This is a genomic window from Acidiferrobacter sp., assembly GCF_054609335.1.
In genome coordinates this window covers 1-12,240 of sequence record NZ_JBTRWP010000070.1, presented here as the reverse complement: position 1 = coordinate 12,240, position 12,240 = coordinate 1, and the positions used below count along the sequence as shown (strand labels likewise).

The following is a 12,240-nucleotide window of genomic DNA, read 5'->3' as shown; positions in this document are numbered from 1 at the left end:
TTTTTGAGCTTCTGCTGAAACCCCACAATCTGCTCGATCAATTTCTCGTGCTCCTGCCTGTGGGGACCGTAGCCCGGATAATCCAGGATACGGAACAGGCTCTCCTCCACCGTAAAGTGCACGCGTGTGTATTCGATCAACTTATCGAGGATCGCGAGGCAGGCGCTCGACGCCCGGTGTTCCGTGATCGCCACATGGAGCTCGTTCAAGAGCGCCACCAGCTCCATGTGCTGCCTGTCGATCTCCTCGATCCCAACACTGAGTTCGTCCGTCCACGCTAACAACTGTTCCATAGAGAATACACCGTGTTGAGTTGTATGTACCGAAGATGAGGCACGAGCGTATCTCTTTGGGGGTGTACATTTTTTGATCGATATCAAGCCCGAAGGCGCGGTCTTAAGCAACGCCCGATGGCCCGGCGCCGACTTGCGCCCTCGCTTCTTGGGCGCGCGGCCGGGGCCTGCGCCCTCAGTGGTTCTGGGACGCGCCGCGCCGGCGCTCGGAGGACAGGTGGGCCCCGTACTGAAAAGCGCGCTCCAGCAACAAAGGCGGCAGGATGAAGAGGTCGTACAGGGCGCTCAGGGAATCGATCACGCCCGCGAGCGTGCGTTCGACAAGCCGCAGACTAAAGGCAAGTATGCGCACCAGGCCTTCGACGATGACGCCCATGACGGCGCGCAGCGAAAAAACAAAGGCCTCCAATGGGATCGCTACCAAGGCCATGAGACTTGGCAGCACAAAGGCGAGCAGCACCTCGGCTGCGGTCTGCCATAAGGGGAGATCGGGCGCCGGCACCCCCTTGACCATGGGGACGACCTGCACGACGTTCTCGCGTACGAAGGCGAGCAGCGCCTGCAAGGCGGCCAGCGTCACGAGCACACCAAGCGCCCCGCCCGCCGCCCGGCGCCGCGCGCGTTTCGGCAAAACCGACACCACGCCAAAGAGATGGGTCACGTCGAGGGCATCAAACAGCACGATACCTGCCACCACCTCGATGGCGATCAGAATGGCGGCGGCGATCTCGGAGGCCGGGTGGCCGGCCACTGCCAAACCGTGCCCGACACCAAGCCACCGCAAAGGCACCTCCATGAGATGGGCATTCATGAATGCGCCGCCGGCCGCCACGACCAGGACGAAGCCCGCGACCAAAAGCCGCGAGGCGGCCGAGGCTACCAGCGCGCGATCGAAGACCGGCGCCCGCGCGCAGAGGCCCTCATAGCGCTCCACCGCCTCATGGATGGTGAACGCGGACTCGGCCACGCGCGCGAGCCGATTGTTGACACGTTCCAGGCTGCGCGCGACCACCTGCCACATCTGTTGGGCACGACCGAGCTGCCGGTGACGCTCGGCCACCACCTTGCGCCGCTCGCGCAAGGCCCCGTCCTGCGCCTTCTGCACGAAGGCCTGAAATCCGGCCTGAAGACGTTCGCTCACGCCATCGTCACCCGTCTTCAAGCGGGCGACCGCGGACACCGCCTTGGCCCATTCCGGCGAGGGCTCCGGGATCTCCCCGGAGCGCACGAACTCCGCCTCCCACTGCTCGATCTGACGCAGCAAGGCCTCCTGCAGAGCCGGGAAACCTTGCACATCGCGCCGCACCACTTCGTCGAGACGCGCCCATTCGCGTTCGATCGCAAGCGTCGCCTCGGCGCGCGCCTGCGCCTGCAACAGCGCTCCGTTGCGCCTGCGGATGTCGGCCGCCCCCGCGCGCAGGAAGCGTTCGCCAAGCTTCAGAGGATGGCGCATGACACGCGCCAGCGCCCGCGCCCCTTTATGGAAACTCGGCCGACCCAAATAAAGAACGAGCCAGGCCGCCACCACGGCGGATGCCGCGGGTCCGGTATGCGTCCAATAGGAAAAGTCCATAACGCTACCTCCTGCACCTCAAGGGGTAGGGACTCAATACCACAGACGAGACCGCCGCGCCAACCGAAGCCCGATGGGCCGACCGTGGGGCGAGACCGGCGGGGGCCTCAAGGACGATCGGCGGCCGCACTCTTGCGCGGCACGAGATCCTCGCGCGTAAGACCAAGCCACATGACGATGGGGCTCGCCACGAGCACCGAGCCGTAGGTGCCGACGACGATGCCCACGGTCATGGCCAGGGCGAAGCCAAACAAGACCGGGCCTCCCAGGAACAGCATCGACAACACCATCATCTGCGTAAGAAGGTGGGTCATGATCGTACGCGAGAGCGTACGCGTGATGGCGCTGTCGATGATCTCGCCGGTCGTGCCGGTACGCATGCGCCGGAAGTTCTCGCGGATCCTATCGAACACCACCACGGTATCGTTCACGGAGTAACCCAAGACCGCGAGCACCGCCGCCAAGACGGTCAACGAGAAGCTCACGTGGAAAAGCGCGAATACGCCAAGCACGATCACGACATCGTGGATAGTCGCTATGATGGCGCCGACCGCGAAACGCCACTCGAACCGCAATGTCAGGTAGATCGTGATGCCAAGGGCAACGAATAGAAGCGCCAAAGCGCCTTGATCGGCGAGCTCCGAGCCAACCTCGGGGCCCACATACTCGACGCTGCGCAGGCTTGCCCCCGGGTCATGAGCCGCTATGAGGCGCAGTACCGAGACTGCCAGGGCCTTGCTCTTCGTCGCTTCCGTGGGTAGCCGAATCAACACCTTGCTCGCGGTCCCGTAATTCTCCACGCGTGCGTGCGTATAGCGATTGGCGACCAGCAGCCGGCGGATGGCCGAGGGTGAGGTGGGTTTCGGAAACTGCACCTCGATCACGGTGCCACCCGTGAAATCGACGTTCAGGTTCAGTCCGCGGGTCACGAGCGCGGCGACCGCGATCGCGAAAAGAACAAGCGACAAGAACACCGTCGTGCGCGCATAACGCATGAAGGGCAGGTCGCGGCTTATGCGAAAGAATTCCATTAGATCCCTAAGTGCGCCAAACGACGGCGACGTCCGTAGACTGCATTGACAAGCGCCCGCGTGACCAGGATGGCGCTAAAGAGCGAGGTCAGGATACCGAGACACAAGGTGATGGCAAAACCGCGCACCGAGCCCGATCCCAACCAAAAGAGCGCGAGGCCCGCTATGAGCGTGGTCATATTCGAGTCCACGATGGTCCCCATGGCCCGCTCGAATCCCGTCGCGATCGCCGCCTGCGGCGTATTCTTATTGCGCAACTCCTCGCGTATGCGCTCGAAGATGAGGACATTGGCGTCGATCGCCATGCCTACGGTCAGCGCGATACCGGCTATGCCGGGCAAGGTAAGCGTCGCCTGCAGGATCGACAGCACAGCCACCAGCAGCACGACGTTGCTGGCAAGCGCCACGGCGGCCAGGAAGCCGAACACGCGGTAGTAGATCGCCATGAACACCGCGATAGCGAGAAACCCAATCAGCGTCGCATAGAAACCGCGCGCGATATTGGCGGCGCCGAGGCTCGGCCCCACGGTCCGTTCGGCGATGATGCTGACCGGGGCGGCGAGCGCGCCGGCCCGCAGGAGCAGCGCGAGATTACGGGCCTGCCGGATACTGCCTATGCCCGTGATCTGGAAATTCCCCCCCAAAGCCTCGCGAATCACGGGCGCTGTGATCACCTGCTCGATCTTGCGCGTCACACGCACCCGTCTTCCATCGGGCCCGCGCACTGGGACACCCTGATCATTACGCTTCAGGTGCGACTGCACCTCGACATAGACGACCGCCATGCGCTGACCTACGCTGCGACGCGTAACCCGGGCATTGACGGCCGCGCCGCGCCCGTTCAGGGTGATGTTCACTACGGGCTGTCCGCTCTGCGGATCAACGCCGGTGGAGGCATTGGTGATGTCGTCACCCGAATACAGGACGCGGCGGTCGAGCAGGATCGGCTGACCGTGCCTATCATGGTAGACGCGCGTGCCAGGCGGCGGTCCGCTCGACACAGCGCGCTCGACGCTATCCTTGCCGTCGACCATGTGGATCTCGAGCGTGGCCGTGCGACCCAGGATCTCCTTCGCCCGCGCGATATCCTCGACACCAGGCAACTCCACCACGATGCGCGAATGGCCCTCCTGCTGAATCACCGGGGCCGCCACGCCGAGTTCGTTCACACGCCGACGCAAGGCCGTGAGGTTCTGCTCGAGGGCGTAATGCCTCTTGTCGAGGATCGCCGCGCGCGTGAGGACTGCGTGCAGGCCGTGGTCCGGCGCCGATGTGACGGAAAGATCCGTGAAACGCTGCGCCATGAGGCTCTGCGCCTCATGGACCTGGGCTTGATGGCGAAACCGCAGGTGGATCATCCCGGCCCGGTCGAGCCGCGCCTCCCGGTAACGGATATGGTGGCGGCGCAACGCCTTGCGTAAGGCCCGCGCGTCTTCCACGAGCGCCTTGCGCAAGGCCGTGTGCATGTCGACCTTCAAAAGGAAATGGACCCCACCGCGCAGATCCAGGCCCAGATACATGGGACGCGCGCCCAGCGCCCGCAGCCATGCAGGGTCCGCCGGCGCGAGCGCAAGCGCGGTCTGGAAACCGGGCCCGAGCTTCTGGCTGATCAAGTCACGGGCGCGCAACTGCACGCCGGCGCGCGCGAAGCGCACCTGCACCCCTTTTCCGACGCGGCTTATGCGCTTATAGGGCAACTGCGCGCCCGCCAGCATCTGCTGAACCTGGACCACGGTCGCGTGATTGACCGTAGCGCCATGCGCGGCCCTGATCTCAACCGCCGGATTGTCGCCGTAGAGGTTCGGGAGGGCATAGACCAAGCCCAATAGGACGACAAGCCCGATGAACGCGTTCTTCCACCAAGGGTACTGATTCATCAGTCTAGCGCGCCTTCCCGATCGTATCCTTGGGTAGCACGAGTTGCACGCTCGAGGTCTGGATCTTCACCACGACCCCGGAGGCGACCTCGACCATCGAATATTGGGGACCGACCTCGGTCAGGCGCCCGAGCAGACCGCCGGCTGCAACCACCTCGTCGCCTGGGGCGAGAGCGGCGAGCATGGCGCGCTGTTCACGGGCACGTTTGTTTTGGGGCCGCAGGATCAGCACATACATCAAAACCGCGATCACCAGGAAAGGCAGGATCTGCACCAGGACCGATCCCTCCGGGGCCGCGCCCGCGGCCGGTGCGGCGGCCCACGCATTGCTAATAATATGTACCATGATTTCCCTTTAAACGGCGGTTATGGGGTCCGCCATGCAGTCCTCGGGGAGCTCCCCGAGGGTGCGCGGCGGGCGCTTATGGCGCGTACGATAGAACGAATCGACGAATTCCTCCAGCTTTCCGGCCAAAATGGCTGTGCGTAGCCCTGCCATCAGGTCCCCGTAATAGGTCAGATTATGGAGTGTGGCCAGCCGTGCCCCAAGCATCTCGCCCGAGCGCTGGAGGTGGTGGAGATAACTGCGCGTCGTACGGGTACAGGCATAGCAGCGACAGTCGGGGTCGATGGGACCCAAATCGCGCGCGTAACCGCTGTTGCGGATCTTCACGACCCCGCTCCGCGTGAAAAGCCAGCCGTTGCGGGCGTTGCGCGTCGGCAATACGCAGTCGAAGAGGTCGATGCCGGCGCTCACCGCAGTCACGATATCCTCAGGCGTCCCCACGCCCATGAGGTAACGGGGCCTATCGGCCGGCAGGAGTGGCGCGCAGTGCGTGACGAGCCGGTACATGTCAGCCTTCGACTCGCCCACCGAAAGGCCGCCCAAGGCATAGCCATCGAACCCGATGCGCCTGAGTCCCTCGGCTGACGCCCCGCGCAGGTCTTCGTAAAGTCCGCCTTGGACGATACCAAAGAGCGCACCCGGGCCCGTATAAGCCGCGCGGCTGCGCTCGGCCCACCGCAGGGACAGCTCCATGCTCGCGCGCGCTTCACTCAGAGTCGCCGGGTGGGGCGTGCACTCATCGAACACCATCGCCACGTCCGAGCGCAAGGTGGCTTGCGCCTGCATCGCAAGCTCCGGGGTGAGCACCAAGGGGCGACCGTCACGCGGCGAACGAAAAGCGACCCCTTGCTCGCTCACACGCCGCAGGGCCGCGAGGCTGAAGACCTGGAACCCGCCCGAATCCGTCAGGATGGGTCCCGTCCAATCCATGAAGCCGTGCAGGCCGCCGTGCGCCTCGATCACCGCAAGGCCCGGTCTTTCCATGAGATGGAAGGTATTGCCGAGGACCACGGAGGCCCCGGTGGCCGCCACTTCGGCGGGACTCATGCCCTTCACCGCGCCATAGGTTCCGACCGGCATGAAAGACGGGGTCGCGACTACGCCATGGGCAAGCGATAAACGGCACGCGCGGGCACGCCCGTCGCGGCCCAACTCGACGAAAGGGACAAGAGACATGCGTGTACGCTAGCGCAAACGCTCGCCGTTTTCCACAAGCACGCCGCCGATCACCTCTTCGAGTTCGCGCAGCTGACAGGGCTTGGCAATGGCACCGCAAAAGCCAAAGCGCGCGAAATCCGCCATGATCGGGTCGTTGGCATGTCCGCTGGAGGCGATCGCCCGCACATTCGGGTCGAGCGTGCGCAGTTGCCGCAGATACTCCTCGCCCCCGGCACCGGCCGCTACCGCGAGATCCAGGATCACGGCCGTGAACGGATCGCCTTCACCGATCGCTGCGACATAGACCTCCACGGCCCGCCTGCCGTCGCGCACCGTCGACACCTCGTAGCCTAAATGGTCAAGGAGCATCGCAAGCCATCGCAAAAGCGCCTCGTCGCGGTCCACCACCAGCATCCGCCCCCGACGCGCCTTCCGCGTCAGGGGTGGCGCGACCGGCTCTGCGACCTCTGCGGCCGGCAGGTAGATCTCGAATCGCGTACCGCGACCCTCCTCGGACTCCACCCGGATCGCGCCCTCGTGACGTCGTATGATGGAATAGGTCGTCGCAAGCCCAAGCCCTCTGCGGCCCTCCTTGGTCGTAAAGTAGGGATCGAAGATCTTATCGAGATGCGACGCCGGAATACCGATGCCGGCATCGGCTATGATGATGCACACATAGCGCCCCGGGCGCAGCGCTTGCGAATCCCCGGGCGCGACCCAGGCATTGCCCGCCCCAATCGAAATAAGACCGCCCGAAGGCATAGCCTGCGCGGCGTTTAGCACAAGATTGGTGACCGCCTGGCGCAATTGTTCCGGGTCGAAGGCAAGCCCCCAGAGGTCATCTGCGACGGATACGCTGCACTTCGCCTTCGAGCCCGCAAGCGCGCAGGGCACAGCCTCGCGCAGCAGATCCCCAAGCGAGGCCGCGCGCTTCACGGGCGCACCGCCGCGCGCGAAGGTCAAAAGCTGCTGAGTAAGTCCGCGCGCCCGCCACGCAGCCTTTTCGGCCTCATCCAAGGTCTGCTCGACGCGATCCCCGCTTGGCGCCTGCATCTTGGCAAGCGCGATATTGCCGATCACAGCCGTCAGGATATTGTTGAAATCATGCGCGATGCCGCCCGCTAGCACCCCCACAGACTCGAGCTTCTGCACCTTCAAGAAGTCTTCCTCGAGCTTTTGCTGGGCTGTGATGTCGCGGAATACGGCCACCGCACCTGCGAGCCGACCGCCGGGGTCGCAGATGGGCGCCGCCGTGCACACGACAAGCCGTTCGCCCCCATCACACGCCTGAAGAAGGAAGCGCTCGCAGGATTCCGCCTGCCCCTGTATGTCGAGCAGGCGCTCGGCGACGCGCTCGCGCCGGATACGCGAGCGCGCCTCCCGCAGATGTAAGACCGTATCGACCGACTGCCCCAAGGCCTCACTCTCAGACCAGCCGGTCAGGCCCTGCGCCACCCGATTAAAGAGTGCGACGCGACCTACGGTGTCGATCGTAATGACCGCCTCCCCGAGGCTATTGAGGGTCACCGCCAAGCGCTCCTTCTCGCGCGCCAGAAGTTCACTCGCGGTCTTCTCGGGGGTGATATCCGTCGCGGCGGCAATCCATTCGCGCAGGCGCCCATCGTCGCCGAAAAGGGGCACAATACGCAACATCACGCGTCGATAACCACCGACCGCCGCCGCCAGATCCCCCTCGCGCACGATAGGGCCATGACCCGCCCCCGGATCCACCAAGCCCTCGCGCACGGCCTCGCGATCGAGCGGACCCAAGGCGGCCATCCAGCCATAGCCTGCCACGTCCTCGCAGGATTGGCCCGTGAACGCGCACCATCCAGTCATATCGTCGCCGGCGCAACCCGAGACATCGAGACTCCACACGATCTGCGCCGAGGCCTCCACGAGGGATCGATAACGCCCCTCGCTCGTGGCAAGCGCCCGCTCGGCGCGGCTGCGCTCCTCGACCTCGGCGCGCGCCCGGCGATAGAGCCGCGCGTTTTCCACGGCGATGGCGCCTTGCTGGGCGATGCGGGTGGCAAGCAGGAGATCATCCTCGGCGTAGAGACGGGTGCCGGGACCCGACAATACAAAGGTGATGACGCCCACCGTGCGACCGCGCGCCTTGAGCGGCAGGCGCAGAAACGAGCGCAGCCCAAGCGACCGGAAAAAGGCCCGGGATGACGGATCGGGCACCAGCGCATCGATCAAGGACTGGTCCAAATGCGTGACCAGCTGTGGCTCGCCGGTGCGCGCGACATCCTCCGCTGTCAATTGCCCGACCGCCCCGCCGGACCTCCTCTGCATGATCTCGCGCACGAGTTGGGGGTTTTCGTGGGCAAGGCTCACGCGTTCGAGGACACCGTTTTCGTTGATCACGTCCACGGCACACCAGTCGGCAAAAGTCGGTACGACCGCCTGCGCGAGGTTGGTGAGGGTCGCCTCGTAATCGAGATTCTCCGTGACTTGGCGCGCCACTTCGTTCACAAATCGCCATGCCTCCTCCACGCTGCGCGAGGCACGCAGAACGACACAGCTTCCGTACCAGCGCCCATCGTCCTCTGGGGTCTGTCCCTGGCGGGCTTCCAATTGGCACCACGCCCATCGACCACCGCGCGCCCGCAGGCGCGCCTCCACCGTAAAGCGCCCGCCTTCGGTCAAGGCCTGCTCCCAAGCGATCTGAGCGCGCAGACGATCAACATCGTGCACAAAGGCGATCCAACCATGGCGCGCGAGGTCGTCGCAAGAGATTCCGAGGATCGATCCCCATTCCGCATTGAAATAGTCGATCGCCCCAGAGGCCGCAGCCGACCACGCCATCAGCGGCCATTTGTCTGCAAGCGCAAAAGTGGCGGCCGCATGGTGGCTTACCCCACCCTGAACCCGCGCCTTGATCCAGTGAGCACGCGCCGCAGCTAAGGCGCACGCCAGCAGCCCCCCCATCCGTTCTTCGTCAGGGGGGCTTACGGCCCAGCGCGTACTCTTCGATATCGGACTTTGACAAAGACTTGCGGCTAGTTCGTCGGCGCATGCCGGATCCGCCACGAACACGACATGAGCGCAAGGGGCGGTCCGGAGGATGTCTTCGGCGACAGCGCAGGGGCGCGGTGTTTCGTCGGTGATCACGACCACGGCGGGGGGTGCTTGGGCACGTGCGACGAGGTAAGCCAAGGCGTCTTCAACCGTACAAGCCCGGTACGAAGCCAGACCCAGACGCGTGAGGACTTTAGTAATCCGATCGAGACTGCCTCCCCTGGATGGATCGACGACAAGAATAGTATTCGACAATTTCGTTATTTTCGTTATCCCAACAGGAGTCCAGCATCAACCGGACTGGGCTTCAGCGCCATCGACCAAAGGTCTCTCAGACCTTCGGTCGCCCATGCATTGAATCGCCTCCCTCCCCATTCCCCGCACGCCACAAGAGCATCGCATCGCCGTAGCTGAAGAATCGATAGCGGTCCGCGACCGCCCTTCGGTAGGCGCCCATGACATGGTCATAGCCCGCAAATGCGCATACCAGCATCAAGAGCGTGGAGCGCGGCAAATGAAAGTTGGTTATCAAACCCTCGGCTACCCGAAACCCATAACCTGGGCGAATAAAGAGGTCCGTGTCCCCGACGTAGGGCGCAAGCGCGCCGGTGGCAGCCGCGGCCTCCAGGGCGCGCGCTGTTGTCGTGCCCACCGCGATCACCCTCCCGCCACGCGAGCGTGTCGCCTCCACCGCCGCCACGCACGAGGCGGACACGGTAATACGTTCAGGGTGCAGCCGCCCCTGCGCCAGGGTCTCGGGGCGCGCCGGACGGAACGTACCGGCCCCAACGTGGAGCGTCACATAGGCGCTCTCCACGCCCTGGCGGGCCAGCCGCTCGAGCAAGGGCTCATCAAAATGAAGGCCGGCCGTGGGCGCCGCGACCGCCCCGGGGGCCCGCGCATACACAGTTTGATAGCGGACCCGATCCTCCTCGTTATCGGCCCGCGCGATATAGGGCGGCAAGGGGACGTGGCCTACACGCTCGATCAAGCCCATGAGATCGCCCGAACCACTGAAGACGACCTCAGTCAGCTCATCGGCGCGGCCCAACACGGTGGCCTTGAGACCCCCCTCGAGCGCGAGCACCTCGCCTACGCGCGGCGACTTGCTCGCCCGCAGAGCCACATGGGCGCGCCCGGTGTCATCCAGAAAGCGCTCGAGCAGAAGCTCCACCCGACCGCCCGTGGCCCGTTGTCCGAAGAAACGCGCCGGCACCACGCGGGTGTCGTTGAAGACCAAGAGGTCGCCTGGCCGCAGGTAATCGCCGAGCTCAGCAAAGCGGCGGCCCGTCACCCCGCCATCCGAGGGGTCGAGCACCATGAGCCGGCTTGCGCTACGCGGCGAGATCGGGGCTTGCGCGATCAGCTCGGGCGGGAGATCGTAGTCAAAGGCATCAGGGTTCATAGCGGCGCGCATTATACGGGAAGACGGCGTGCTGTTGTCTCGTGAGCAAAACCCGTTATACTGCGCGAGCGCCGGGATGGCGGAACTGGCAGACGCGCCGGACTCAAAATCCGGTGGTAGAGATACCGTGTGGGTTCGACCCCCTCTCCCGGCACCAATAAAATCAAGCAGTTAGGACGACATCCTTCCCTTCTTACCTGGTTATGTCCACCATATGTCCACCTGAGCACGGCGGAGGTGGACATGGCGAGTTTCCGAGCAAGGCCGGGGCCAAATGGGCGGCGAGTTTGGCAGGTCAGAATCAAGAAAAAAGGCTATCCAGAGATGGCGCAGACGTTTGACCTGAAGGGGCAAGCTGAGTCCTGAGCCAAGAAGATCGAGTCGGAGATGGATAGCGGGGTCTTCGTTTCGCGCGCCGAGGCCGAATCGACGAACCTAGCCGAGGCTCTGGGCCGCTACCTCCGTGAGATCACGCCGACCAAGAAACCGTCAACGCAATCGCGCGAAGCCATCCGCGCCCGGGTGATCGCAGAGATCCCACTCGCTCGTCGCACCCTGGCGTCCATCAAGGGCTCGGACATCGCGACCTTCATCCGGGGTCGGCAAGCGGAAGGTTTGGGCGCCAACGCCATCCGCCTCGACCTCGCTTTACTCTCCCACGTCTTCACGGTCGCAGGCTCCGCTTGGGGCATGGAGTCCCTGGGAAATCCCGTCAAGCGGATCCGGGGCCAGCGTCCCAAGCTCCCGGGCGGCAGGACAAGACGACTGGTTGATGATGAGCATCGGCGCCTCGTCGAGGCCGCCTCAAAAGACCAGGGAGGGATGATTGGCCCCCTCATCACCTGGGCCATCGAAACCGCCATGCGCCGCGGGGAGATCGCGGCGATGCGCTGGGACCACCTGGACCGTAAGGCGCGAGTCCTCCTGATCCCCGAGACGAAGACCGGGGCGCCCCGGCGGGTGCCGCTCTCCACAGCGGCCTTGGGCGTCCTGGATGGGCTACCCCGGCGCATGGGCAATGCGGCCCACAATGTCGACGGGCGTGTGTGGGCCATGCGCCCCGATTCCATCTCGCAGGCCTTCGAGCGGGTCTGCAAGGCGGCGGGGGTCGAGGGACCAACCTTCCACGACCTGCGCCACGAGCAGGCTCTTTGAGAAAGGTCTAGGGCTCATGGAGGTGGCCTCGATTACCCTAAAAACGGCAGTTGACCGCTCTCATTCCTCAACGCATCGATCTCGGCTTTGTCCAAGTAGGGGACTGTAGCTTGGTCGCCTTTTTTGTAAGGAACACAGCGGACCTGCGCACACCAATCAATATGCTCAAGGCTGTGCTCGCCAACAAAACGGGCCAATGCATGAATAGCGGCCAATCGTTGGTTACGCGTAGCAACACGACAATGGCGAGTGGTTTCCACATCGGTGAGAAATTCCCGGACGCTCTGCGATGAGATATCGACCACCAACGGTGTTTGTCAACAAAGATGTCGTATGGATTGGGTTTAAGCAGCCTCCGATAACGGCTTTGATGGG

9 protein-coding genes and 1 tRNA gene are annotated in these 12,240 nt (G+C 64.2%); 2 read left to right on the top strand and 8 right to left on the bottom strand.

The window, feature by feature from the left end; genetic code table 11:
• From ACYCTF_RS13165 to queA, 8 genes are all read right to left on the bottom strand, one after another.
• On the bottom strand, positions 1-293 hold a 293-nt coding region (locus tag ACYCTF_RS13165; RefSeq protein WP_461285012.1), incomplete at its 3' end, for a bacteriohemerythrin.
• A 175-nt stretch (positions 294-468) separates the two neighbouring features.
• Positions 469-1,866 carry a hypothetical protein gene (locus ACYCTF_RS13160; RefSeq protein WP_461279112.1) on the bottom strand — a complete coding sequence of 466 codons (1,398 nt, stop codon included), beginning with the start codon at positions 1,864-1,866 and terminating at the stop codon, positions 469-471.
• A 107-nt stretch (positions 1,867-1,973) separates the two neighbouring features.
• Complete coding sequence (secF, locus tag ACYCTF_RS13155; protein WP_461284265.1) at positions 1,974-2,897, bottom strand: protein translocase subunit SecF; 924 nt, start codon at positions 2,895-2,897, stop codon at positions 1,974-1,976.
• Positions 2,897-4,774: a protein translocase subunit SecD gene (gene secD / locus ACYCTF_RS13150; protein ID WP_461284264.1), complete on the bottom strand. Its 1,878-nt coding sequence runs from the start codon at positions 4,772-4,774 to the stop codon at positions 2,897-2,899. Before secD ends, secF begins: the two co-directional genes overlap by 1 nt.
• A 4-nt stretch (positions 4,775-4,778) precedes the next feature.
• Positions 4,779-5,120 carry a preprotein translocase subunit YajC gene (gene yajC / locus ACYCTF_RS13145; protein WP_461284263.1) on the bottom strand — a complete coding sequence of 114 codons (342 nt, stop codon included), beginning with the start codon at positions 5,118-5,120 and terminating at the stop codon, positions 4,779-4,781.
• Positions 5,121-5,129: 9 nt separating this feature from the next.
• On the bottom strand, positions 5,130-6,296 hold the full coding sequence (gene tgt, locus ACYCTF_RS13140; protein ID WP_461284262.1) for a tRNA guanosine(34) transglycosylase Tgt: 1,167 nt from the start codon (positions 6,294-6,296) through the stop codon (positions 5,130-5,132).
• 9 nt (positions 6,297-6,305) lie between these two features.
• Positions 6,306-9,443: a PAS domain S-box protein gene (locus ACYCTF_RS13135; protein WP_461285011.1), complete on the bottom strand. Its 3,138-nt coding sequence runs from the start codon at positions 9,441-9,443 to the stop codon at positions 6,306-6,308.
• A gap of 193 nt (positions 9,444-9,636) precedes the next feature.
• Complete coding sequence (queA, locus tag ACYCTF_RS13130) at positions 9,637-10,710, bottom strand: tRNA preQ1(34) S-adenosylmethionine ribosyltransferase-isomerase QueA (protein WP_461284260.1); 1,074 nt, start codon at positions 10,708-10,710, stop codon at positions 9,637-9,639.
• Positions 10,711-10,780: 70 nt separating this feature from the next.
• Between queA and ACYCTF_RS13125 the strand changes: the two genes are divergently transcribed.
• Together ACYCTF_RS13125 and ACYCTF_RS13120 are read left to right on the top strand one after the other, a co-directional pair.
• Positions 10,781-10,867, top strand: a tRNA-Leu gene (locus ACYCTF_RS13125).
• Between the two features lie 230 nt (positions 10,868-11,097).
• Positions 11,098-11,865, top strand: a complete 768-nt coding sequence (locus ACYCTF_RS13120) for a site-specific integrase (RefSeq protein ID WP_461284259.1) — start codon at positions 11,098-11,100, stop codon at positions 11,863-11,865.
• Positions 11,866-12,240: the final 375 nt, after the last annotated feature.